Raw genomic sequence first — 24,226 nt, 5'->3', positions numbered from 1 at the left:
GAGGACATTTGAGCCGATCCACCCATATTGCAGCCTTTACCGCGTTCGGCGGTTGTCGTTCCAAACCCAATGCAGAGGTACGAAAAGCCATGAAGCTGGAGCGCAAATATGTCGAAAAGCCGTGGGGACGGACCGATCTTCCACCCGGCTTCGACGACGGCAGCGGCCGCCGGATCGGCGAGATCTGGTTCGACGACGAGGGCGCGAAACTGCCGATTCTCGTAAAATATCTGTTTACCAGCGAGAAGCTGTCGATCCAGGTTCACCCCAGCGACGAGCAGGCCCGCGCCATGGGCGAGCCGAGCGGGAAAGAAGAATGCTGGTACGTGCTCGGCGCCGAGCGCGGCGCAACGATCGGCGTCGGCACGCGGGAGGCGATCGGCGGCGAGGATCTGCGCGCCGCAGCGTTGTCCGGCGAGATCGAGGAAATGATCGACTGGAAATCGGTGAAGCCCGGCGATTTCTTCTACCTGAAGGCCGGCACCGTCCACGCCATCGGTGCCGGCGTCTCGCTGATCGAGGTCCAGCAGAACGCCGACATCACCTACCGGCTCTATGATTACGGCCGCCCGCGCGAGCTGCATCTGGACGAAAGCATCGCGGTCGCCGACGCCCGGCCCTTTCCCGAGGATCAGCATCGGCGTATCGCCGAAGACCAGGACCGCAAGCTGGTGGACGGTCCGAAGTTCGTCCTGCAACTGTGCGGCGCCGACCTCGCCGGCGTGACCGACCGCGCGCCGCTGTGGATCGTCCCGCTGTCCGGCACCGTCCGGCTGGAGGGCGACGAGGGCGCGCGCGGCGATTGCCTCTATACCGAGGACCGGCACCATATCCACGCCTCGTCCGATGCCCGCATGCTGATCGCGTGGGAGAGCGCATGACCATTACCCCCGTCATTCTGTCGGGCGGCTCGGGCACCCGCCTGTGGCCGCTCTCCACTACCGAGAAGCCCAAGCAATTCCTCGCCTTGACCGACGAACTGACGATGTTCCAGTTGACCGCCGCGCGTTGCGAAGATGGTAGCCGGTTCGCGCCGCCGATCGTGGTCGGCAACGGCCGCCACGCCGCCACGATCGAGGCGCAGCTCGCCGAGATCGGCATCGCGCCGGACGCGGTAATCCTTGAGCCCGCGGCGCGCAACACCGCCGCGGCGATCGCGCTCGCGGCACTGGAGGTCGCTACGCCCGATGCGCTCATGCTGGTCATGCCGAGCGATCACAGCATCGCGCGCTGCGACGTCTTCCTCGACGCGGTCGGCCGCGCCGCGCCCGCCGCGCGCGACGGCTGGCTGGTCACTTTCGGCATCGAACCGTCCGGACCGGAAACCGGCTACGGCTATATCGAGATGAACGATGTGAAGCTGGGCGACGGCGGGCTCGCCGCGGTGCGCCGCTTCGTCGAGAAGCCCGAGCGCGAAGCCGCCAAGGCCATGCTGCGCCGGGGCGGATATGTCTGGAACGCCGGCATTTTTCTGATGCGCGCCGACCGCTTTCTCGATGCGCTGGAAAGATACGAGCCCGCCGTCGCCGAGGCCGCGCGCAAGGCGCATGGCGCGGCGGCGCGCGAGGGGTTACGCGTTTTGCCCGACGAAGCCGCCTTCTCCGCCGCCCCCTCCATCTCGGTCGACTGTGCCGTGATGGAGCGCTCGGACACGGTCGCGGTGATGCCGCTGGGTTGCGGCTGGTCCGACATCGGCAGCTGGGACGCGCTGGCCGACAACAGCCTGCCCGATCCCGACGGCTCGGTGCTGCGCGGCGACGTCATCGCGCACGACAGCCGGAACCTGGTCGTGCGATCCGAGGGCGTGCGCATCCACCTGCACGGCGTGTCGGACCTGATCGTGGTGGCGAGCGGGGGCGAAATCGTCATCATGCCGCGCGGCGCCAGCCAGAACATGCGCGCGGTGGTCGATGCCGCCAAGGCGCGCGGGCGGCGCGGCGACGAGGGCGATTGATTTAAAAGGCCCGCCCTCTAGATAGGCGGCCATCCCGCCTTTCGGCGTCCGCGCGGCGCGTACCATCGAACAAAGGATTTATGCATGAAGGTCGTGATGATCGGATCGGGCTATGTCGGGCTGGTATCGGGCGCCTGTTTCGCCGATTTCGGCCATGAGGTCGTCTGCGTCGACAAAGACTTGTCCAAGATCGACGCGCTCAAGAGCAACGTCATGCCGATCTACGAACCGGGGCTCGAAAGTCTGGTGCGCGGCAATGCGCAACGCGGCGTGCTGTCCTTCACCACCGACCTCGCCGAAGCCGTATCGGGCGCCGACGCGGTGTTCATCGCGGTCGGCACCCCCTCGCGCCGCGGCGACGGCCATGCCGACCTGTCCTATGTTTACGCCGCCGCCGAGGAAATCGCGCGAGCCGTCGACGATCGCACCGTCATCGTCACCAAGTCGACCGTGCCGGTGGGCACCGGCGACGAGGTCGAGCGCATCTGCCGCGAGGCCGCGCCGGGCAAGACGCTCGCCGTGGTCTCCAATCCCGAATTCCTGCGCGAAGGCGCGGCGATCGACGACTTCAAACGTCCCGACCGCATCGTCGTCGGCAGCGAGGAGGAATGGGCGCGCGACGTGATGCGCGAGGTCTACCGCCCGCTCTATCTCAACGAATCGCCGATCCTGTTCACCAGCCGGCGGTCCTCGGAACTCATCAAATACGCCGCCAACGCTTTCCTGGCGACCAAGATCACCTTCATCAACGAAATCGCCGATCTGTGCGAAAAGGTCGGCGGCAACGTGCAGGACGTCGCGCGCGGCATCGGACTGGACCAGCGGATCGGGCCGAAATTCCTCAACGCCGGTCCGGGTTATGGCGGCAGCTGCTTCCCCAAGGACACGCTGGCGCTGATGAAGACCGCGCAGGACCACGAAAGCCCGGTGCGGATCGTCGAGGCGGTGGTGAACGCCAACGATCTCAGGAAGCGCGCGATGGGCCGCAAGGTCATCGCCGCGCTGGGCGGAGAGGCGCGCGGCAAGCGCGTGGCGCTGCTCGGCCTCACCTTTAAGCCCAATACCGACGACATGCGCGACGCGCCGTCGATCGCGGTGGTGCAGGCGCTGCTCGACGCCGGCGCCGAGGTTGCCGCCTACGACCCCGAGGGCATGGCGGAAGCCGCCAGGCTGCTGCCCGACGTGCGCATGGCCGCCGGCCCCTATGAGGCGGCGGCGGGCGCGCACGCGCTCGTCATGATGACCGAATGGGACGCCTTCCGCGCGCTGGACCTCGGCCGGATGGCGGACGTGATGGCGGGCGATGCGCTGGTCGACCTGCGCAACGTCTACAATCCGGAGGACGTGGCGCGGGCCGGGCTGAGCTATACGAGCGTCGGGCGGTAGAGAAACCTTCTCCCGCCCGGGCGGGAGAAGGATACGAAGCCTTGGCGCGAAGCGTTTAGGCGAAGTTGGATGAGGGTGGGTGGCGCGCCAGCGCCATCGACTGCGCGGCGCGGCGCTGCGAAGCGCCCTCACCGCTGCGACTAATTCCCCCGGATCAAGTCCGGGGTCATAAGTCTCGCTCCTCTCCCGCAAGCGGGAGAGGGTTCCGCTTTCTCCACCACCTTGCCTCCCCCGCCCCCGCCTCCCATATGCCGCCCCATGACGGAAAAACTCCCCAGCTGGCACGGCACCACCATCCTGTCCGTGCGCAAGAACGGCAAGGTGGTGGTGGCTGGCGACGGCCAGGTCTCGCTCGGCCAGACGGTGATCAAGGCCAACGCCCGCAAGGTGCGCACGCTGCACGACGGATCGGTGATCGGCGGCTTCGCCGGCGCCACCGCCGATGCGTTCACCCTGTTCGAACGGCTCGAGGCCAAGCTGGAGCGCCATAACGGCCAGCTGATGCGCGCCGCCGTGGAGCTCGCCAAGGACTGGCGCACCGACAAATACTTACGCAATCTGGAGGCCATGATGGTGGTCGCGGACAAGGATGTCACGCTGATCCTGACCGGCAATGGCGATGTGCTCGAACCCGCCGACGGCATCGCCGCGATCGGCTCGGGCGGCAATTTCGCGCTGTCCGCCGCCCTCGCCCTCATGGATTACGAAGCCGACGCCGAGGTGCTGGCGCGCAAGGCGATGACAATCGCCGCCGCTGTGTGCGTCTACACCAACGAGAATGTGACGCTGGAAACGCTGGAAAGCTCTGACGGATGATAATGGTTCAAAACACTACCGTCGCTCCTGCGAAGGCAGGAACCTATCCCGTGCTGGATCGGCAGACCGACTTGTCTTTTTCCGGCGCTGATTTTTCGCGGAAATAGCATGGTCCCGAGCGAGTGCATGTCCGAAATACGGGATGGGCTCCCGCCTTCGCGAGAGCGACGGCATCTTTGGAGAATAAGTCTGTCCTACATGAACCACTTGGGTTATATATCGCCATTATGACCGCGCCTCGTTCCGCCCTTGAATTGCATATTTTTCACCCCCTTTCAGCCTTCCCGCTTTTCTCTCCCTGGACAGTGTGAAGCGTGTGAAGCTGGCCCCCTCAAATAGCTGTGAGCATTCATGAAAGACGCCCTCACCCCCAAGGCCATCGTCGCCGCGCTGGACGAGCATATCGTCGGGCAGACGGACGCCAAGCGCGCCGTCGCCGTGGCGCTGCGCAACCGCTGGCGCCGCCAGCGCCTGCCGGAAGCGTTGCGCGACGAGGTGACGCCCAAGAACATCCTGATGATCGGCCCGACCGGCTGCGGCAAGACCGAGATCAGCCGGCGGCTGGCGAAGCTGGCCGACGCGCCGTTCATCAAGATCGAGGCGACCAAGTTCACCGAGGTCGGCTATGTCGGCCGCGACGTCGAGCAGATCGCGCGCGATCTCGTCGAGGAAGCGGTGCGGCTGGAACGCGAGCGGCGGCGCGACGCCGTGCGCGAGGACGCGGGCAAGGCGGCGATGGAGCGGCTGCTCGACGCGCTGACCGGCAAGGGCGCGAGCGAGGCGACGCGCGAGAGCTTCCGCCAGCGCGTCACCGACGATCACATGAACGACGCCGAGGTCGAGCTCGAGCTGCAGGACAGCCCGGCCGCGCCGATGGAGCTGCCCGGCATGGGCGGGCAGGTCGGCATGATCGATCTCTCCGACATGATGGGCAAGGCGTTCGGCCAGAAGCGCATGAAGAAGCGCAAGCTGCGCGTGGCCGATGCCTGGGACAAGCTGGTCGAGGAGGAATCGGATAAACGCCTCGACCAGGACGATGTCGCGCGCGCCGCGATCCAGGACGCCGAGCAGAACGGCATCGTGTTCCTGGACGAGATCGACAAGATCGCGGTCAACGAAGGCCGTCAGGGCGCTTCGGTCAGCCGCGAGGGCGTGCAGCGCGACCTGCTGCCGCTGATCGAGGGCACCACGGTGGCCACCAAATACGGGCCGATGAAGACCGACCATGTGCTGTTCATCGCGAGCGGCGCGTTCCACGTCTCCAAGCCCAGCGATATGCTGCCCGAGCTGCAGGGCCGACTGCCGATCCGCGTCGAGCTGCGCGCGCTGACCGAGGAGGATTTCGTGCGCATCTTGACCGAGACCAAGGCCAATCTGCCCACGCAATATGTCGCCCTGCTCGGCACCGAGGAGGTGACGCTGGATTTCCACGTAGACGCCATCGCCGCGGTCGCCAAGTTCGCCGCGCAGGTCAACGAGAGCGTCGAGAATATCGGCGCGCGGCGGCTGCAGACCATGATGGAAAAGCTGCTCGACGAGATCAGCTTCGAAGCCGAGGACCGCACCGGCGAGACGCTGACGATCGACGCCGCCTATGTCGAAAAGCAGCTTGCCGCGATCGCGAAAGATACGGATTTGAGCAAATATGTGCTGTGACGGGGGGCAAGCCCAAGCGGGCATGCGTCAAGTCTCGCTGCTCCTGAATCTCGACGGATGATCGAGCCATGACGCTGGCGTACGGACGGCGTTTCTGATATGTTCTTCGAATGATCGACCGCCCGACCGCCTGTGGCTTTTTCCACGACCACTGGTCGGCCACGCAAAACGGTTCGGCCCAAGATGGCGGGGGGCGTGTACGGTCTCTTGCGAACTTCCAGAGATGCCCGCTATCGCTCCGGAGTCTTTGCGATTTCACGGGCGCGCGGTAAACAGCGCTCATGATGCACGGGGGATTGAGCGACCAGGTCAGCGACGCCTTGGTCATCTTGGGGGCGGCGGGGATCGTCATCCCGCTGTTCGCGCGGTTTCGCATCACGCCGATCATCGGCTTCATCTTGGTCGGCATTCTCGTCGGGCCGGGCGGGCTCGGCGCGATGGTGGCCGACGCGCCATGGCTCTATTACGTCACGATCACCGACCGCGCGGCGATCGCGCCGTTCGCCGAATTCGGCATCATCCTGCTGCTGTTCTCGATCGGGCTGGAGCTCAGCTTCCGCCGGCTCTGGGACATGCGCGCACTCGTCTTCGGCGTCGGCGCGGCGGAGTTGCTGGGATCGGGCCTGATCATCGGCCTCGCCTTGTTTGCAATGGGACAGGGCGCGGCCGGGGCGATGGGGCTCGGGCTGGCGCTCGCGCTCTCCTCCACCGCGCTGGTGCTCCCGATTTCGGGCACCACCAGCCAGGTCGGCCGCTCGGCGCTGGCCATGCTATTGTTCGAGGACGTCGCCATCGTCCCGATCATCTTCATGCTCGGCGCGCTGGCGCCCTATGCCGCGAGCGAAGGTGTCGAAGGGCTGATGACCACGGTCTGGATGGGCGCCGCGGTGATCGGTGCCATGCTGGTGCTGGGCCGCTTCGTCCTGCCCAAATTGTTCGGCCAGGCGGCGCGGACCAAGAGCCCCGAACTGTTCCTGGCCGCCTCGCTGCTCGTCGTCATAGTCGCCAGCCTGGCCACCAGCGCGGTCGGCCTGTCGCCGATCGTCGGCGCGTTGCTCGCCGGTCTGCTCATCGCCGAGACCGACTATCGCAGCGAGGTCGAGGTGATCACCGAGCCGTTCAAGGGGCTGGCGCTGGGCGTGTTCCTGATCACCGTGGGCATGCAGATCGATCTGCGCGTGCTCGCCGAAAACTGGGTCTCGCTGGTCACCGCGGTGGTCGGCGTGGTCGCGGTGAAGACTCTGGTCACCGGCGCGCTGCTCAAATTATCGGGCGCGCGCACCGGCACGGCTGCGGAAGCGGGCGTGCTGATGTCGAGCCCGTCGGAAACCACGCTGATCGTGCTCACCGCCGCCGCCGAGGCCGCGATCATCCAGCCCGAAACCGCCGCCTTCTGGACCATCGTCACCGCGATCGGGCTCACCATCACGCCGATCCTCGCTCGGGTCGGCCATGACGTCGCGCGCCGGATCGAACTCAAGCAGCACGACCAACCCGACGAGGTGCCCGCGGACGAGCCGCGCACCATCGTCATCGGCTTCGGGCGCGTCGGGCGGCTCGTGGCCGATATGCTCAAGACCCACGACCAGCCGTTCCTGTGCGTCGATTCGGACATCGACTGCGTCGCCGCCGGCCGGCGCGAGGGCTATCCGATCATCTTCGGCGATGTCGCGCGGCCCGAAATGGTCGACCGGCTCAAGCTCGGCCACGCCCGCGCGCTGATCATCACCATGGACGAGCCGGTGCTCGCCGCCAATGTGGTGAAACGCGTGCGCGGCTGGGTGCCGGACCTGCCGATCATCGTGCGCGCCCGCGACGCCGATCACGCCGCCGAACTCTACCGCGCGGGCGCGACCGACGCGGTGCCCGAAACGCTCGAATCCTCGCTGCAATTGTCCGAAGCGGTGCTGGTCGATCTCGGCGTGCCGATGGGTCCGGTGATCGCCTCGATCCATGACAAGCGCGACCAGTATCGCCGGCAGATCATGGAACTGGGCGGCCTCACCGAAAAGCCGAGCCTGAAGACGCAGACCCTGCGCTCGCGCGCACCCGGCGATCCCGCCGAAACCTGAGGGGACCCCATATGACCGCCATCGGAATCGTCGGCAGCGAAGGCCGCATGGGCCGCGCCATCGCGGAGGCCATCGCGGCGAGCGCCGAGGCGGAGCTGGCCGGCGGGATCGATCATGACGGCGACGTCTCGGCGCTGGCCGGGGCCGCCGACGTGCTGGTCGATTTCTCCTCTCCGCAAGCGCTGGAGGCGACGCTCGACGCCTGCCTGGCCGCGCGCGCGCCGATCCTGATCGGCACCACCGGCCTCATGGAACGCCACCATTATCTGATCGAGAATGCCGCGAAAGACATCGCCGTGATCCAGACCGGCAACACCTCGCTCGGCGTCGCCATGCTCGCCGCGCTGGTGCGCGATGCCGCCGGGCGGCTGGGCGAGGATTGGGACATCGAAATCCTGGAAATGCACCACCGCCACAAGGTCGACGCGCCGTCCGGGACCGCGAAGTTGCTAGGGGAAGCAGCCGCCGAGGGGCGGCGCGTCACGCTCGCCGAAGTGACCGAGGAAGGCCGCGCGGGCCTCACCGGAGCGCGCGCGGACGGCGCGATCGGCTTTGCATCCCTACGCGGCGGATCGGTGGCGGGCGACCACCGGGTGATCTTCGCCGGGCCGCAGGAGCGCATCGAGCTGGCGCATTTCGCCGAGGACCGCGCGATCTTTGCAAAAGGCGCGGTGCGCGGCGCGCTGTGGCTGCCGGGGCAGCGGCCGGGACGTTACGACATGAGCGATGTGCTTGGGGTTTGAATATTTGCCTTACCCCCTTTACCGTGGGGAGCTTGGATCAATGAAAAAAGCCGATATCATCGAGCTGTTCTCGCGCCTGGCCGAGGACGATCCGCATCCCGAGACCGAGCTGGAATATGGCAACGACTATCAGCTGCTGGTCGCGGTCACGCTCTCCGCGCAATCGACCGACGTCGGCGTCAACAAGGCCACGCGGCGGTTGTTCGACGAGGTGACAACGCCGCAGGCCATGGTCGATCTGGGCGTCGACGGGCTGAAGGAGCACATCAGGACGATCGGGCTCTACAACAACAAGGCCAAGAACGTGGTCGCCTTGTCAAAGGCGTTGATCGCCGATCACGACGGCCGGGTGCCGCAGGACCGCGACGCCCTGACCGCGCTGCCCGGCGTGGGGCGCAAGACCGCAAACGTGGTGATGAACTCGGCCTTCGGCGCGGAGACCTTTGCCGTCGACACGCATATCTTCCGCGTCTGCAACCGTACCGGCCTGGCGCCGGGCAAGACCGTGCTGGCGGTTGAGAAGAAACTCGACCAGACGGTCCCCGCGCCGTTCCGCGTCCACGCGCATCACTGGCTGATCCTGCACGGGCGCTATGTCTGCAAGGCGCGCACGCCGGAATGCTGGCGCTGCCGCATCGCCGATCTGTGCCGGTTCGAGCCCAAGACGCTTGCCCCGGAAGAGCGCAAGACCAAGCCATGAGATCAGTTAGGCTGCGCTTCCTCGGACAGATCGGCGTCTCCGCGCGAAGCCTTTCGTGCGGCACGGTTGGCGCGGCGGACGCGGCGCTTCTCGAGCACCTTGGCATCGACATCGTCGGCCAGATGCAGGTCTGCCATCACCGCGCCGCGCTCGCCCGAGGGCCGCTCGCGGCCGACGGTGGTGTCGGTCGCCGTCTGCCGCTCGGCTTCGGCATTCAGCAAGGCGCCGAGCAGCAATGCGTAACAGCTCAGGAACAGCCACATCAGAAACACCACGATGCCCGACAGCGACCCGTAGGTGGCGTTGTAATCGCTGATGAACGCGACGTAGAGGCTGAAGCCGAAGGACACTGCGATCCACAGCATGGTGGAGAGCAGCGATCCTGGCGTCAGCCACTGCCACTTCGCCGCGCGCCGATCGGGGCCGAAGCGATTGATGAGACCGAAGCCGAAACTGCCGAGCAGCAGCGCGAACACCCAGGTCAGCACTTTGATCAGACTCGCCAGCGCGCTGTCGGCGAAGCCCAGCTTGATCGTCTGAAGCACCGCGAAGACCGAGGCCGAACCGATGCCGACGACGGCTACGAACACCGCCGCCAGGGTCAGGCCGAGCGAGGTGAGGTTGAACTTCACGATCGAGCGCGTCTCATGCTCCTCGTTGATGATATTGAGCGCGCCGATCAGCCCCTTGGACGCGCGCGAGGCGCCGAAGATGGCGAGAAACAGGCTGACGGCCAGCGCGATCCCCGCCACGCCGCCGCTCGTTTCCACCGCGCCGCTGAGCTGCTCTTGAATCAACCGGGCGGCGTCGGCGGGCACCAGCTCGATCACCGTGCGCATCGAGCGCTCGACCGTGCCGGCATCGCCGATCAGTCCGTACAACAGCACCGTCGAGGCGAGCAGCGGCGTAACCGACAGAAAGGTGTAAAAGGCCACTCCCGCGGCCAGCAGCGGCAGATTGTGAAAGCCGTTCATCACGAAACAACGCTTGAGGATCTGCCACCAGGCGCGCGGTGGTAATTGCCAGGGAGTCACGGCAGTTTGACCAGCCTGCAAATGCCCGCCGCCCTCACTGTTGCCATCGGGCATCGCCGCATCATCCATCGCATATTCCCTGTCTTTTTCGCTTAGCCCTAGCCAAACCCCCATGCTAAGGATCACAATTCAACGCATCTGGGGTGAGGTCGGTGCCGGTGTATCACGGCGAGGGCGCATGTCGCCCCTTTAAATATGCGATTGCCTGCGCTATCGCCATCGCGCCGACCGGTCTCCTCGCACTGCAAGACGAGGGGCGGTCCGACGATGCCCAAGCGACACCCGCCGATCCGGACGCTTCCGCGGCGGCATCGCCCGAAAATCAGGACCGCGACGAGCCGATCATCTCCGACGAGGAGTTCGAGCAGGTCGTGCCCGAACTCGACCCGGAGATGAACGCTCCGCTCGAATCGATGGAGGATTTTCAGGCGCGCCAGGATGCGCTGGAGGCCGAAGCCGAGCAGCGCGCCGCGTCCGCCGATGCCGGTTCGCCCGAAGCGCTGCCAGCCGCGCAGGATGGCGACACAGTGGAAGCGCTGGCCGACGCGCCGATCACCGATCCGGCGATCGAGGAGCCGCTACCGGCGCTGTCCGAATTCCAGGTCGAACCGGTGACGATCGAGGGCGAAACGCCCGACGACGAGAATGTCGAGATCGAATATGCCTACCGCATCGACGGGCTCGAACCGGTGAATGACAAGGTCGAGGACGTCGATGTCGGCGATCTTTTCGCCGATCTGTCCGCGCTGGAAGACGGCGACGGCAGCGCCGCCAATGCCGCGCAGGTGCAGGCGCGGCTGACCAGCGATCAGGACCTGATCGTCAGCATATTGGAGAGCGAAGGCTATTACGATTCCAGCGTCAACGGTTCGCTGGAGTTGCCCGATCAGAACGGCGGCAAGGCCACGGCTGTGCTGAACGTGAGCCCCGGCGAGCGTTACACCTTCGGTTCGATCGACCTCGACGCGCCGCCGGTGGTGCCCGACGATCTGTTGACCAAGAATTTCGGCATAAAAGTCGGCGAACCGATCGTCGCGGCGCGGGTGCTCGCCGCCGAAGCGAACCTGTCGGTCGCGATGCCGCAACAAGGCTATCCCTTTTTCAAGCTTGGCCAACGCGACATCTTGCTCGATCCGGTTCCCGTTACCGGCGCCTATGTACTGCCGATCACCCCCGGCCCGCGATCGAGCTTCGGGGGCTTCACCACCAGCGGCGATCTCGCCTTTGACGCCGAGCATGTGGAGTTGCTCGCGCGCTTCGATCGGGGGCAGCTTTACGACAGCCGGCTGACCGACGATCTGCGCAGCGCGCTGGTCGCCACCGGCCTGTTCAGCACGGTCACCGTCGAGCCGAAACAGACCGGCGAGGCAGGGCCGGACGGCACCGAATATGTCAACTTGCAAGTGGTGCAGGACGCCGGTCCGCCGCGCACCATCTCGGGCGGCGCGGGCTATGGCACGGGCCAGGGCTTCCGCGTCGAGGGCAGCTGGCAGCATCGCAACCTGTTCCCGCCGGAAGGCGCGCTGATCGCGAGCGCCGTCGCGGGCACGCAGGAACAGGGCGCGGGCGTCACCTTTCGCCGTTCCAATGCGGGCAAGCGAGACCGCACCGTCGAACTGACGCTCAACGCCGCGCGCAGCGACTTCGACGCGTATAACGCGCTGACCGGTCGGCTGGCCGGGCGCATCTCCTACGATTCGACGCCGATCTGGCAGAAGCCGCTGACCTACAGCTACGGCTTCGAACTCGTCGGCTCCTATGAAGAGGGCTATAACGAGCCGCTCGGCGCGCGCGAGAAGGAGCTGTATTTCATCGCTGCGCTGCCCGGCCAGGTGACGTTCGACCGGTCCGACGATCTGCTCAACCCGACCAAGGGCTACCGCCTGACCGCGCGGCTTTCGCCCGAGGTCGCGCTGAACGACGGTACGCGGACCTACGCGCGCGCCCTGATCGAAGGCAGCGCCTATTATCCCTTCGGCGACAGCTTCGTGCTGGCGGGCCGCGTGCGCGCCGGGTCGATCCCGGGAATCGACCGCGACGACCTCGCCCCGTCGCGGCGCTATTATGCCGGCGGCGGCGGATCGGTGCGCGGCTTCGGTTATCAGCAGCTCGGTCCCAAGGATCCCAACGGCCGCCCGATCGGAGGCCGCAGCATCAACGAAGCCGCGATCGAGGGGCGCTATCGGTTCGGCAATTTCGGCGTCGTCGCGTTCGCCGATGCGGGGCAGGTCTATGACAGCGTGCTGCCCAAGGGCAGCGACCTGCGCTACGGCGTCGGCATCGGCGGGCGTTTCTACACCAATTTCGGGCCGTTCCGCCTCGACGTCGCGACGCCGCTGAACCGCCAACCCAATGAGAGCATCGTCTCGGTCTATGTGTCGATCGGGCAGGCCTTCTGATGGCCGAAGAGGGCGCCATGGAACCGGTCGGGACCGAAACGGTGACGGAGCAGTATTCCGATACGCATGACCATCGCGGGCGCCATGTCGCGCTGAAGATCGTCAAATGGCTCGGCATCGCCGTTGCTGTGCTACTGGTGCTGGTCGTCCTGATCGTCATCGGCCTCAACACCGCGCCGGGCCGCAGCTTCGCGGTCAAGCAGATCAACAATCTCGAACTCGCCTCCGGCCTCGACATCGATATCGATCGGATCGACGGCTCGCTCTACGGCGACTTGACGATCGTCGGCCTCACCCTGCGCGATCCGAAGGGCGTGTTCGCCACTTCGCCGAGGGTACGCGTCGACTGGAGCCCGTTGAACTTCGCGACGCGGAATTTGCTAGACGTTCACGCGCTCGAATCGCCGCAGGTGCGGCTGATGCGCCTGCCCGAACTGATCCCGTCGGAAGACCAGAACGCGCCGCTGCTGCCGGGCTTCGATATCAATGTCGACAAATTGAACGTCCAGCAGCTCATCCTCGAAGAGCCGGTGGCGGGCAAGCGCAGCATCGCCTCGCTCGCCGGCAGCGTCGCCATCAAGAACCAGGTCGCCAAGCTGATGCTCAACGCCAAGACGCTGCGCCAGCAGGGCCTGGCGGGCGGCGACGTGGTGCAGGTCAAGCTCGACGCGGCGCCCGAGCAGAACAGGCTCGCCATCGATCTCGATCTCAGCGCCCCGGCCGATGGTCTGGTCGCCAGCTTCACCAATCTGCAGCAGCCGATCCGCGCGCAGCTGAAGGGCGCGGGCGACTGGCAGCGCTGGGACGGCAAGCTGCTCGCCAATCTGGGCGGCGATCGGATCGCGGCGGTCGATCTGGCGGCGCGTGACGGGACTTTCCGCGTGCGCGGCGACACCAATCCCGGCCTGCTGATGACCGGCCCGACCAAGGCGCTGCTCTCGCCCCTCACCCGGATCGATCTCACCACCAAGGTCGACAACAGCCGCTACGACCTGAAGGGCACCGTCTCGTCGGATAATTTCGCGCTCGCCGCCAACGGGCTGATCGATCTGGGCAAGAATGAGTTCGACGGGTTCAAGCTCGACTTTCTGCTCAACAAGCCCTCGACCCTGGCCGAGAATCTGAACGGCAGGGGCATCCGCGCCAATCTGGTGCTCGACGGCGATTTCCGCACGCCGGCCGTCGCCTACAAGCTCAACGCCGCGGCGCTCGGCTTCAACGATATCGTGGTCGAACGGCTTGTCGCCGAGGGCGCGGCGAGGGTCGACGCGGACCGTATCCTGATCCCCGTCAACGCCAGCGCCGCCCGGATCACCGGGCTGAACGCGACCGCGGGCGAGCTGCTCACCAACGTGCGGCTCAGCGGCGATATCGCGGTCGACGGCCCGCGCATCCTCAGCGACAATCTGCGCATCCGATCGGACCGATTGCAGGGCGAGGCGCTGATCCTCGCCGACATGTCGACCGGGCTCTACACCGGCGCGCTGCAAGGCCAGCTCAACAATTACCGGATCGAGAGCGTCGGCATCTTCAACATCAACACGCAGGCCGATCTCAAAGCCAACAACCAGGGCGGCTTCACGCTCGGCGGCAAGATCCGCGTGCGATCGACCCAGATCTTCAACCAAAGCGCCAAGGATTTCCTCGGCGGCAACACGCTGGTGTCGACCGATTTCGCGTTCGGCAGCGATGGCGTGGCGCGGTTGCGCAATCTCAACGTCGCCTCGCCCGCCTTCCGCCTGACCGGCGGGTCGGGCAGCTATTCGCCGGACGGGCAGATCGCCTTTTCCGGCCAAGGCGTGTCGCGCCAATATGGCCCACTCGGGCTGCAACTCACCGGTACGCTGACCAACCCCACCGCCGTGCTCACCGCCGACCAGCCCGGCTTCGGCATCGGCCTCGCCAATTTCAAGGCACGGGTGAAGGGCGGCGGCGCCGGCTATGCGGTGATCGCCAATGGCGATACCGACTACGGTCCGTTCGACGCGGACCTAACCGTCATTACCGGCGGCGCGCTGACGATCGACATCGCCAAGGCCAATTTTGCCGGGATCGCGTTCGACGGGCGCGTGCGGCAAACCGCGGCGGGACCCTTCGCCGGCCGCCTCAACGCCAACGGCTCGGGCATCAACGGCGTCGTTCAGCTCGCCTCGGTATCGGGCGTCCAGCAGGCGGTGATCGACGCGCGCGCCAACAACGCCAGGCTGCCGGGCAAATACAACGTCAGCATCGGCCGCGCGATCATCGATGCCACGGTCACGCTCTACGCGCAGCCTTCGGTGGTCGCCGACGTCCAGTTCGCCAACACCAATTACGGCGAACTCAGCATCAATGCCGCGCGCGCCAAGGTGAATTATCAGGGCGGTAACGGCACCGCGAAGCTGTACGCCGAAGGGCGCAACGGCGTGCCCTTTCGCATTGCCGGCAACGCCGATCTGAAACCCGACCTCTGGCGGGTGGCACTGAACGGGCGCGCCAACAGCATCGATTTCAAAACCAAGAGCCCGGCGCGGATCATTCCCGGCAACGGCAATTATCGCCTGCAGCCGGTTACCATCCTGCTATCGAGCGGTTCGTTGCAGCTGGCCGGGAATTACGGCACGGCGCTGGAGCTGCAGAGCCGGCTCAACAATGTCGACCTCTCGATCGCCAACACCATTTCTCCCGGCCTTGGGCTCGGCGGCAAGGCCAACGGCAGCCTCGATTTCAGCCAGCCCGCCGACGGCAGCTTCCCGCGCGCCGATGCGCGGCTCAAGATCGACCGCTTCACGCGCACCAGCCTGTCGGCGGTGTCCACGCCGATCGACATCAACTTCGTCGGCAAATTGCTGCCCAGCGGCGGCGACGCGCGCGCGGTGCTGCGGCAGGGATCGACCGTGATTGGCCGGATGGTCGCCACGCTGACCCCGCTGCCGCCCGGAAACGGCAGCTGGACCACGCGCGTGCTCGCGGCGCCGCTCGGCGGCGGCATCCGCTATAACGGCCCCGCCAGTACATTGTTCAGCTTCGCCGCGGTGCCCGATCAGACGCTGAAGGGCGCGATCGGATTGGCCGCGGATTTCGGCGGGCGCGTCCAGGCTCCGCAGCTGAATGGCCTCGTACGGGCCAACGATCTGACGTATGAGAACGAGGTCTACGGCACGCGGCTCAGCCAGATGAAGCTGGCGGGCACCTTCAGCAACGACCGGTTCCAGCTCGATACGCTGCGCGCGGTGGCGGGCGACGGCAGCGTGCAGGGATCGGGCTATGTCAGCCTGAGTGCCGACAAGGGCTTCCCGCTCGATCTGCAGCTGAAGCTCGACGACGCGCGGCTGGCGCGCAGCGACAACATCTCCTCGACCGCGACGGGTCAGATCCGGATCACCAACCAGCCCGGTTCGAACGCGCGGATCGCGGGCACAATCGAGCTGCCCGAAACCCGCTACAAGATCATCCGCCAGGGTGGTCCGCAGGTTCCGGTGCTGACCGGCGTGCGCCGCAAGCCGCCGCTGGGCCGGCAGAAGATCACCGGAGACGCGGAGCCCGGGGCGGGCTTGCCGACGGTGTTCGATCTCGCGGTCACCATCAAGGCCGACGATCAGATATACATCTCCGGCATGGGACTGGAGTCCGAATGGGCGACCGACCTCCGGATCACCGGCACCACCGCCAACCCCGTGATCGGCGGCCAGGTCTCGTTGGTGCGCGGCACCTATGGCTTCGCCGGCAACAGCTTCGAGCTGACCGAAGGCCTCATCACTTTTAGCGGTGGGGCGCTGACCAATCCGACGATCAAGATCGCCGCGCAGTCCGATGTCGACGGGGTCACCGCGATCCTCAACGTCACCGGCCGCGCGCAGAACCCGCAGATCGCCTTCACCTCCACGCCGGCGCTGCCGCAGGACGAGATTATCAGCCGCATCCTGTTCGGCAGTTCGGTCGCCAATCTGTCGGCGATCCAGGCGGTCCAGCTCGCCTCCTCGCTCAACAGCCTGCGCGGCGGCGGTGGCGGGTTCAATCCGCTCGGCGAACTGCAGGCGGCGACCGGCATCGACCGGTTGCGGATATTGGGCGGAGACGAAGCCACCGGGCGGGGCACCGCGCTGGCCGCGGGCAAATATCTGACCGACGACGTCTATATCGAGATCATCACCGACGCGCGCGGCTTCACCGCCACCCAGCTCGAGGTGACGCTGACGCCATTCCTGTCGGTCCTCAGCAGCTTCGGCAGTTTCGGCCAGTCCAACGTGAACGTGCAGTATAAAAAGGATTATTGATGCGCCGCGCGGTGCCGTCCGTCATGCTGTTGCTCGCCGCGTCGGCGCTGCTCGGGGCGTGCGAGCAAGAACCCGATTTCGACGAGCAATATGACCGGACCGCGGAAGAGATCGAGGCCCGTGCCAAGCAGCTCGACGCCGACTTGGCCGCGCAGATGAAGTCGGTCGACGCCGACATTCGGGTCAATCGGCCTTTGGAAACTAGCCCGGCGGCCAGGCCCACGGCAACTCCCGCGAAGCGATAGGCGCCTCCAGGGCGGTGTAGCGCTGCCGTGCCCATGAATTGCCGCGTCAGCCCGGATAAATCCGGGCCTCCTCGCAATGACGAATGTAAATGCGGTAGCTAAAACAAACCCAGCATGCGGTTCATCGTTTTAGCACGTCCGTTCGTCCCTAATCCGGCATTTCTTACTTGTAACGTTGTAACATCTCTCTTAGCCGGAGCGAGATTTCTCACTCACAGCCAAAGGGCATATGATGAACCTCTCCCGCTTCCGGGCCTGCACCGCCCTGGCCTCGATCCTGATCCCGGCCGCCGCCTTTGCCCAGCAAACTCCGCCCTCCGTGGCCCCGCCCGCCCCAGGTGCCCCTCAAACCACGACTTCGGATCAGGACGATTCCTATCATTATGATCCGTCCGAGGAAATCATCGTCACCGCCCCGTTCCAGCGCAACCGGCTCGACGTGCTGTCGGGCACCTCGGTACTCACCGGCGTCGAGCTGACCCGCGATCTCAAGCCGACCATCGGCGAGACGCTGGAGCGCCAGCCCGGCGTCTCGGCGACCTCCTTCGGTCCCAACGCGTCGCGCCCGATCCTGCGCGGTTTCCAAGGCGAACGGGTGCGCGTGCTGACCGACGGCATCGGCAGCTTCGACGTTTCGAACACCAGCGTCGACCATGCCGTCGTCATCAACCCGCTGACCGCCGACCGGATCGAGGTGCTGCGCGGCCCCTCGGCCCTGCTCTACGGTTCGTCGGCGATCGGCGGCGTGGTCAACGTGATCGACAGCCGCATCCCCCGCCGCGTGCCGGACGAGCCGGTCCACGCGGACGGCATCGCCACCTATGGCAGCGCGTCGGACGAACGCTCGGTCTCCGGCTCGGTCGATGTCCCGGTCGGCGGTCGCTTCGTCGCCCATGCCGATGCCAGCTACACCAGGACCGGCGATCTGGAGACCGGCGGTTTTATCCTCTCGCCGGCCCTGCGCGCCCAAGCGGTGGCAAGCGACGATCCCGAGATCGCGGCGCTCGCGAACCTGCGCGGCAAGCTTCCCAACAGCGCCTCCGAAACATCGGATCTTGCCGCGGGCCTCGCGTTCATCGACGATGGCGGCAGCATCGGATTTTCGGTGAACCGTTACGACAGCCTTTACGGCGTCCCGGTTCGCTACGCTCTGAGCCCCGGCGAGGAAGCCGAAATGGTTACGCTCGACGTCAAACAGACCCGCGCCGATTTGCGCGCCGAAGTCGATACCGGCGGCGGTTTTCTCGATAGGATCAAGCTGCGCGCCGGTTTCGCCGATTACCGCCACGACGAACTCGAAGACACCGGCGAGATCGGCACCAGCTTCTTCAATCAAGGCATCGAGACACGGCTGGAGCTGGTCCAGGCGAAACGCGGCAGCTGGGAAGGCGCGATCGGCGGGCAATTGCTCGTGCGCGATTTCAACGTGGTCGGCGAGGAAAAATTCCTGCCCCGCAACCGGACGCAGCAATATGGCATTTTCACGTTGCAAAGCTTCGACCTCGGCCCCCTGCGCGCCGAAGCCGGCGGACGCTATGAGCACAGCACGGTGGATGCCTTTGCTGACGATGACCTCGGCAATGGCGATATCAACCGCACCTTCAACGCCTATTCGGGTTCGCTCGGCGCGAGCTACGGCATCTTCGACGGCTGGCGCATCGGCCTCAGCGGCTCCTATACCGAGCGCGCGCCCGCGGCCGAGGAGCTCTATCCCAACGGCCCGCACGCCGGCACGCAGGCGTTCGAGATCGGCGATCCGACGTTCAAGAAGGAGCGCAGCAAAGGTCTCGAAGCCTCGTTGCGCGGTTCCGGCGCAGGCTACAGCCTGTCGTTGTCCGGCTATTATAACTGGTTCGACGATTTCATCTACGATCAGCAGACCGGAGAACTGGAGGATGGCCTCCCCGTGTTCCAGTTCAATCAGGCCGAGGCGCGTTATTATGGCTTCGAGGTCGAGGGATCGGCGCGGCTGGCGCAGTTCGGAGATTATGCGGTCAACGTCGACGGGCTGGCCGATTATGTCCACGCGACCATCGTCGACGTCGGTCCCGCGCCGCGTATCCCCCCGCTGCGACTATTGGGCGGCATCGAAGCGCAGTCGGATGTTCTCACCGGCCGGATCGAAGGCGAATACAGCACGCAGCAGACCCGCGTGGCGGCGATCGAGACCCCGACCGACGATTTCACGCGCGTCAACGCGTCGATCGCCTACAAGCCGTTCGGTCCGGACAACCGCACCAGCCTGATCCTGTCCGCGAACAACATCTTCGACGTGACCGCGCGGCGCCACGCCAGCTTCCTCAAGGATTATGCTCCGCTCGCCGGGCGCGACATTCGGGTGAGTTTGCGGCTGTCGCTGTGATCGGAGGGGGCGTCTGCGAAAAACGAGGGTAGTGCTTCAATCCATTATTTTCATCATTGCGAGGAGCAATGACGAAAGTTGAGTGCGAATATGAACTCGGACCCGACTTAGCAAAGTCAACACTGGACGCCGCGCCGCATCCGGATAGAAGCGTGCGCATGACACAATTCGATCTGACCGAAGAGCAGCGCGCCATCCAGGATATGGCGCGCAAGTTTACCGCCGACGAAATCACGCCCCAGGCGGCCCGGTGGGACGAGGAGCATATTTTTCCGCGCGAGACGATCGTGAAGGCCGCGCAGCTCGGTTTCGCATCGATCTACGTGTCCGAAGAAAGCGGCGGCATCGGCCTCGGCCGGCTCGACGCGGCGCTGATCATGGAGGCGATGGCTTATGGCTGCCCCTCCACCAGCGCGTTCATCTCGATCCACAATATGGCGAGCTGGATGATCGACGCGTTCGGATCGCAGGCTGTGAAAGACAAATATCTGCCGTCGCTGGTCACGATGGACAGGATCGCCAGCTATTGCCTCACCGAACCGGGTTCGGGCTCCGACGCGGCAGCGCTGAAAACCAGCGCCAGACTGGACGGCGATCACTACGTCGTCAACGGCTCGAAGCAGTTCATCTCGGGCGGCGGCGAGAACGAGGTTTACGTCTGCATGGTGCGCACCGGCGTGGACGGACCCAAGGGCATCAGCTGCCTCGTCGTGGAAAAGGACATGGACGGCGTCAGTTTCGGCGCGCCCGAGAAGAAGCTCGGCTGGCATTCGCAGCCGACCGCGCAGGTGATCTTCGACGATGTCCGCGTGCCGCTCGAAAACCGCGTCGGCGACGAGGGTGAGGGCTTTGCCATCGCCATGAAGGGGCTCGACGGCGGCCGCCTCAACATCGGTGCCTGCTCGCTCGGCGGGGCGCAGCGCTGCCTCGACGAGGCGATCGCCTATACCAAGGACCGCAGCCAGTTCGGCAAGGCCATCGCCGATTTCCAGAACACCCAGTTCATGCTCGCCGACATGGCGACCGATCTGGAGGCCAGCCGCGCGCTGCTCTACCTTGCCGCCGCCAAGGTGACCGAGGGCGCGCCCGACAAGACGCGCTTCGCCGCCATGGCCAAGCGCCTCGCCACCGACAATGGCTCCAAGATCGTCAACGACGCGCTGCAATTGTTCGGCGGCTACGGCTATCTGCAGGACTATCCGATCGAGCGCTTCTGGCGCGATCTGCGCGTGCACTCCATTTTGGAGGGCACCAACCAGATCATGCGCATGATCGTCTCGCGCGATCTGCTGCGGCAGTAGCTTTTACTCCCCTCCCGCTCGCGGGAGGGGTCGGGGGTGGGTACGATCGCGACTGCATCGTGCCCCGACGCCATTATTCAGACCCACCCCCTGCCCCTCCCGCAGGCGGGAGGGGAGAAGGAAAAACATGACCGACCAACTGATCATCCGAACCGAAGGGCTCGCCGGGCGCATCAGCCTCAACCGCCCCGCCGCGCTGCACGCGCTGACCACCGAAATGTGCTTCGGCATGATCGAGGCGCTGCGGGCATGGGCCGGCGACGACGCCGTCGAAGCGATATTGATCGACCACAGCGAGGGCCGCGGTTTCTGCGCGGGCGGGGATATCCGCATGCTGGCCGAGAGCGGCGCGAAAGACGGGCAGGAAGCGCGCGAATTCTTCCATGCCGAATATCGTCTCAACCATCTGCTATTCGATTATGCCAAACCGGTGGTCACCTTCATGGACGGCATCACCATGGGCGGCGGCGTGGGCATTTCGCTCCCCAGCCGCTTCCGCGTGGCGACCGAGAACACCCGCTTCGCCATGCCCGAAACCGGCATCGGCCTGTTTCCGGACGTCGGCGGCGGCTGGTATCTGCCGCGGCTGGAGGGCCGGGTCGGCCAGTTCCTCGCGCTCACCGGCGCGCGGATCGACGGCGCGGAGTGCCTCGCGCTCGGCCTCGCCACCCATTATCTGCCCGCCGACAAGCTGGAAGAGGCCAGGGACCGCATCGCCGAACGGCCCGGCCGCATCGCGGGTATTCTCGGCGAGCTGTCGGCCACCCCGCCGCCGGCGCGGATCACCGAGAATATCGACAAGATCAACCGGCTGTTCGCCAGCGACCATTACGAGGATATCCTCGAAGCGCTCGACAAGGACGGCGGCGAATGGGCGGTGAAGGAGCGCGACACGCTCGGCACCAAGAGCCCGCAAACCTGCAAGGTCGCGCTGCGCCAGCTGAAGGAAGGCGCCGACATGCCGGACTTCGCGGCCGAGATGAAACGGGAATATGCGATCGGCGCACACGTCGTCGGGCGCCATGATTTTCTGGAGGGCGTGCGCGCGCTGATCGTCGACAAGGACAACAGCCCCAGATGGGACCCGCCGACGCCCGAGGGCGTTACCGACGCGATGCTGGGCGAGATTTTCGCGCCCATGCCTGCGGGCGAGGAATGGACGCCGCTGGACTAGCGAACCCGTCATTCCGGGCTTGACCCGGAATCCAGAGCCCAGCCGAAATGCCATTTCGCCCTGGATCCCGGATCAAGTCCGGGATGACGATGATAAGAGAGGAAAATATCATGGCCGACTACGAAACCATCACCGCCGAAACCCGCGGCGCGGTGACGCTGATCACGCTCAATCGCCCCAAGGCGTTGAACGCGCTGAACGCACAGATATTGGACGAGCTGATCGACGCCTTCGCCGCCTATCAGGCGGACGACGGCCAGCGCTGCGCCGTGCTCACCGGATCGGGCGACAAGGCGTTCGCGGCCGGCGCGGACATCAAGGAAATGGCCGACAAGCCGATGGCCGATTTCTACCGCGAGGATTTTTTCGCCAAGTGGACCAGCCACATCGTCAACGCCGTGCGCAAGCCCTGGATCGCCGCGGTCAACGGTTTCGCACTGGGCGGCGGCTGCGAGCTGGCGATGATGGCCGATTTCATCCTGGCCTCGGACAGCGCCAAGTTCGGCCAACCCGAGATCAAGCTGGGCGTCGCACCCGGCATGGGCGGATCGCAGCGGCTGACGCGCGCCGTCGGCAAGTCCAAGGCGATGGAGATGTGCCTGACGGGCCGCATGATGGACGCCCAGGAAGCCGAGCGCGCCGGTCTGGTCGCGCGCGTCCTGCCCGCCGACCGGCTGCTCGATGAAGCGCTGAAATCAGCCGAAGCCATCGCCGCGATGCCGCCGCTCGCCGCGATGGTGAACAAGGAAATGGTCAACGCAGCCTACGAGACGACGCTGGGTCAGGGCCTGCTGCACGAGCGGCGCCTGTTCCAGATTCTCGCCGGCACCGAGGACAAGGCGGAGGGCATGGCGGCGTTCATCGAAAAGCGCGAGGGGCAATGGAAAGGGCGCTGACCGCGCATCGTTAAGCACGGGTCGATGGATCGAACCCGCGCCCTCATGCGTTCGTTTCGGTAACAGACCGAAAATCACCAAATCATAGAGATCAGTTCCATGACCCAGCATCAACTCCCCGAAAATGTCGCCGGCCTCGACGGTTTCGAATTCCTCGAATTCGCCGGCGATGCCAAGCAGATCGACACCATCTTCCGCCAGATGGGCTTCACGCCCGTGGCGAGGCACCGCTCGAAGGCGGTGACGCTGTACCGCCAGAACGGCATCAACTTCCTGCTCAACGAAGAGCCCGGCAGCCAGGCGCAGCATTTCGTGCGCGAGCACCGCACCGGCGGCGCCTGCGCCATGGGCTGGCGCGTCGAGGACGCGGCCAAGGCGTTCGATCACGCGATGGAAAACGGGGCCGAATCGGCCGTCGGCGATCTCGGCTGGATGGAGCTCAAAATCCCCGCGATCCGCGGCATCGGCGGCAGCCTCATCTATTTCATCGACCGCTACGGCCAGAACGGCGCCCCCGATATCTACGACATCGATTTCCGCTATTTCGACGGCGTCGACCGCAATCCGCAGGGCGCCGGCCTCGCCATCGTCGATCACCTCACCCACAACGTCTATCGCGGCCGCATGAAGTTCTGGGCCGATTTCTACGAGCGCCTCTTCAACTTCACCGAGATCCGCTATTTCGACATCAAGGGCGAATATACCGGCCTCACCAGCAAGGCGATGACCGCGCCCGACGGCAAAATCCGCATCCCCTTGAACGAGGAAAGCGAAGGCGGCGGCGGCCAGATCGAGGAATATCTGGTCGATTTCAACGGCGAGGGCATCCAGCACATCGCCATGTCGACGCCCGATATCTACGCGACGATCGACCAGCTTCGTTCCAATGGCCTGCCCTTCATGGACCCGCCGCCCGAAACCTATTACGACATGCTGGCCGAACGCCTCCCCGGCCATGGCGAGCCGGTGGAAGACATGAAGGCGCGCGGGCTGCTGCTCGACGGATCGACCGAGGACGGCGATCCGCGGCTGCTGCTGCAGATTTTCACCGGCAACATGTTCGGGCCGGTGTTCTTCGAGATCATCCAGCGCAAGAAGGACGAAGGCTTCGGCGAGGGCAATTTCAAGGCGCTGTTCGAAAGCATCGAACGCGATCAGCTGCAGCGCGGCGTGCTGAAGAAGGGCGCAAAGGCGGAGGCTTGAGGATGATCTTCGCACCCGACGGTTCTGCG

At 65.6% G+C, this 24,226-nt stretch carries 17 protein-coding genes; 16 read left to right on the top strand and 1 reads right to left on the bottom strand.

The features are described 5' to 3' along the window. Positions 1 to 8 precede the first annotated feature (8 nt). The 8 genes from ACOQPC_RS05320 (at position 9) to nth (ending at position 9,327) form a co-directional block, all read left to right on the top strand. Positions 9 to 881 carry a type I phosphomannose isomerase catalytic subunit gene (locus ACOQPC_RS05320; protein ID WP_420607613.1) on the top strand — a complete coding sequence of 291 codons (873 nt, stop codon included), beginning with the start codon at positions 9 to 11 and terminating at the stop codon, positions 879 to 881. Beyond that, positions 878 to 1,954: a mannose-1-phosphate guanylyltransferase gene (locus ACOQPC_RS05315; RefSeq protein ID WP_420607612.1), complete on the top strand. Its 1,077-nt coding sequence runs from the start codon at positions 878 to 880 to the stop codon at positions 1,952 to 1,954. The genes ACOQPC_RS05320 and ACOQPC_RS05315 overlap by 4 nt, the downstream gene beginning before the upstream one ends. Positions 1,955 to 2,038: 84 nt before the next feature. Next, positions 2,039 to 3,340, top strand: coding sequence for a UDP-glucose dehydrogenase family protein (locus tag ACOQPC_RS05310; protein WP_420607611.1), 1,302 nt, complete (start codon positions 2,039 to 2,041; stop codon positions 3,338 to 3,340). 258 nt (positions 3,341 to 3,598) lie between these two features. Beyond that, positions 3,599 to 4,156 (top strand): ATP-dependent protease subunit HslV, encoded by a 558-nt coding sequence (gene hslV / locus ACOQPC_RS05305; RefSeq protein WP_420607610.1) that lies wholly within the window; start codon positions 3,599 to 3,601, stop codon positions 4,154 to 4,156. Between the two features lie 351 nt (positions 4,157 to 4,507). Next, entirely contained in the window at positions 4,508 to 5,812 is a 1,305-nt protein-coding gene (hslU, locus tag ACOQPC_RS05300) for an ATP-dependent protease ATPase subunit HslU (RefSeq protein WP_420607609.1), read from the top strand. A gap of 284 nt (positions 5,813 to 6,096) precedes the next feature. After that, complete coding sequence (locus ACOQPC_RS05295) at positions 6,097 to 7,884, top strand: cation:proton antiporter (protein WP_420608073.1); 1,788 nt, start codon at positions 6,097 to 6,099, stop codon at positions 7,882 to 7,884. Positions 7,885 to 7,895: 11 nt separating this feature from the next. Beyond that, positions 7,896 to 8,627 (top strand): 4-hydroxy-tetrahydrodipicolinate reductase, encoded by a 732-nt coding sequence (dapB, locus tag ACOQPC_RS05290; protein WP_420607608.1) that lies wholly within the window; start codon positions 7,896 to 7,898, stop codon positions 8,625 to 8,627. Between the two features lie 40 nt (positions 8,628 to 8,667). Beyond that, positions 8,668 to 9,327 (top strand): endonuclease III, encoded by a 660-nt coding sequence (nth, locus tag ACOQPC_RS05285; protein ID WP_420607607.1) that lies wholly within the window; start codon positions 8,668 to 8,670, stop codon positions 9,325 to 9,327. Positions 9,328 to 9,329: 2 nt separating this feature from the next. On the opposite strand, the gene ACOQPC_RS05280 is transcribed toward nth, so the two are convergent. Then, on the bottom strand, positions 9,330 to 10,430 hold the full coding sequence (locus tag ACOQPC_RS05280; protein WP_420607606.1) for a YihY/virulence factor BrkB family protein: 1,101 nt from the start codon (positions 10,428 to 10,430) through the stop codon (positions 9,330 to 9,332). Positions 10,431 to 10,504: 74 nt separating this feature from the next. Here ACOQPC_RS05280 and ACOQPC_RS05275 point away from each other — a divergent pair, with 74 nt between their 5' ends. From ACOQPC_RS05275 to hppD, 8 genes are all read left to right on the top strand, one after another. Beyond that, positions 10,505 to 12,760 carry an autotransporter assembly complex protein TamA gene (locus ACOQPC_RS05275; RefSeq protein WP_420607605.1) on the top strand — a complete coding sequence of 752 codons (2,256 nt, stop codon included), beginning with the start codon at positions 10,505 to 10,507 and terminating at the stop codon, positions 12,758 to 12,760. 17 nt (positions 12,761 to 12,777) lie between these two features. Further along, positions 12,778 to 17,016 (top strand): translocation/assembly module TamB domain-containing protein, encoded by a 4,239-nt coding sequence (locus ACOQPC_RS05270; protein WP_420607604.1) that lies wholly within the window; start codon positions 12,778 to 12,780, stop codon positions 17,014 to 17,016. Further along, positions 17,016 to 17,261, top strand: a complete 246-nt coding sequence (locus ACOQPC_RS05265) for a hypothetical protein (protein ID WP_420607603.1) — start codon at positions 17,016 to 17,018, stop codon at positions 17,259 to 17,261. The genes ACOQPC_RS05270 and ACOQPC_RS05265 overlap by 1 nt, the downstream gene beginning before the upstream one ends. 229 nt (positions 17,262 to 17,490) lie before the next feature. Continuing rightward, positions 17,491 to 19,623, top strand: a complete 2,133-nt coding sequence (locus ACOQPC_RS05260; RefSeq protein ID WP_420607602.1) for a TonB-dependent receptor — start codon at positions 17,491 to 17,493, stop codon at positions 19,621 to 19,623. A gap of 158 nt (positions 19,624 to 19,781) precedes the next feature. Continuing rightward, positions 19,782 to 20,924: an acyl-CoA dehydrogenase family protein gene (locus ACOQPC_RS05255; RefSeq protein WP_420607601.1), complete on the top strand. Its 1,143-nt coding sequence runs from the start codon at positions 19,782 to 19,784 to the stop codon at positions 20,922 to 20,924. A gap of 127 nt (positions 20,925 to 21,051) precedes the next feature. Then, entirely contained in the window at positions 21,052 to 22,098 is a 1,047-nt protein-coding gene (locus ACOQPC_RS05250) for an enoyl-CoA hydratase/isomerase family protein (protein WP_420607600.1), read from the top strand. Between the two features lie 110 nt (positions 22,099 to 22,208). Then, entirely contained in the window at positions 22,209 to 22,994 is a 786-nt protein-coding gene (locus ACOQPC_RS05245) for an enoyl-CoA hydratase-related protein (RefSeq protein ID WP_420607599.1), read from the top strand. Between the two features lie 99 nt (positions 22,995 to 23,093). After that, a complete protein-coding gene (gene hppD / locus ACOQPC_RS05240; RefSeq protein ID WP_420607598.1) occupies positions 23,094 to 24,197 on the top strand; it encodes a 4-hydroxyphenylpyruvate dioxygenase in 1,104 nt (367 codons plus the stop codon). Positions 24,198 to 24,226: the final 29 nt, after the last annotated feature.

Source organism: Novosphingopyxis sp., from assembly GCF_965218915.1.
Taxonomy (GTDB): Bacteria; Pseudomonadota; Alphaproteobacteria; order Sphingomonadales; family Sphingomonadaceae; genus Novosphingopyxis.
Note: the sequence above shows the minus strand (reverse complement) of the source record. Positions and strands in the feature narration are given on the sequence as shown.

Coding starts and splice junctions, on each gene's coding strand:
- ACOQPC_RS05315 (WP_420607612.1), top strand. CDS start 878: ATGACCATTACCCCCGTCATTCTGTCGGGCGGCTCGGGCACCCGCCTG.
- ACOQPC_RS05310 (WP_420607611.1), top strand. CDS start 2,039: ATGAAGGTCGTGATGATCGGATCGGGCTATGTCGGGCTGGTATCGGGC.
- hslV (WP_420607610.1), top strand. CDS start 3,599: ATGACGGAAAAACTCCCCAGCTGGCACGGCACCACCATCCTGTCCGTG.
- hslU (WP_420607609.1), top strand. CDS start 4,508: ATGAAAGACGCCCTCACCCCCAAGGCCATCGTCGCCGCGCTGGACGAG.
- ACOQPC_RS05295 (WP_420608073.1), top strand. CDS start 6,097: ATGCACGGGGGATTGAGCGACCAGGTCAGCGACGCCTTGGTCATCTTG.
- dapB (WP_420607608.1), top strand. CDS start 7,896: ATGACCGCCATCGGAATCGTCGGCAGCGAAGGCCGCATGGGCCGCGCC.
- nth (WP_420607607.1), top strand. CDS start 8,668: ATGAAAAAAGCCGATATCATCGAGCTGTTCTCGCGCCTGGCCGAGGAC.
- ACOQPC_RS05280 (WP_420607606.1), bottom strand. CDS start 10,430: ATGGATGATGCGGCGATGCCCGATGGCAACAGTGAGGGCGGCGGGCAT.
- ACOQPC_RS05270 (WP_420607604.1), top strand. CDS start 12,778: ATGGAACCGGTCGGGACCGAAACGGTGACGGAGCAGTATTCCGATACG.
- ACOQPC_RS05265 (WP_420607603.1), top strand. CDS start 17,016: ATGCGCCGCGCGGTGCCGTCCGTCATGCTGTTGCTCGCCGCGTCGGCG.
- ACOQPC_RS05260 (WP_420607602.1), top strand. CDS start 17,491: ATGATGAACCTCTCCCGCTTCCGGGCCTGCACCGCCCTGGCCTCGATC.
- ACOQPC_RS05255 (WP_420607601.1), top strand. CDS start 19,782: ATGACACAATTCGATCTGACCGAAGAGCAGCGCGCCATCCAGGATATG.
- ACOQPC_RS05250 (WP_420607600.1), top strand. CDS start 21,052: ATGACCGACCAACTGATCATCCGAACCGAAGGGCTCGCCGGGCGCATC.
- ACOQPC_RS05245 (WP_420607599.1), top strand. CDS start 22,209: ATGGCCGACTACGAAACCATCACCGCCGAAACCCGCGGCGCGGTGACG.
- hppD (WP_420607598.1), top strand. CDS start 23,094: ATGACCCAGCATCAACTCCCCGAAAATGTCGCCGGCCTCGACGGTTTC.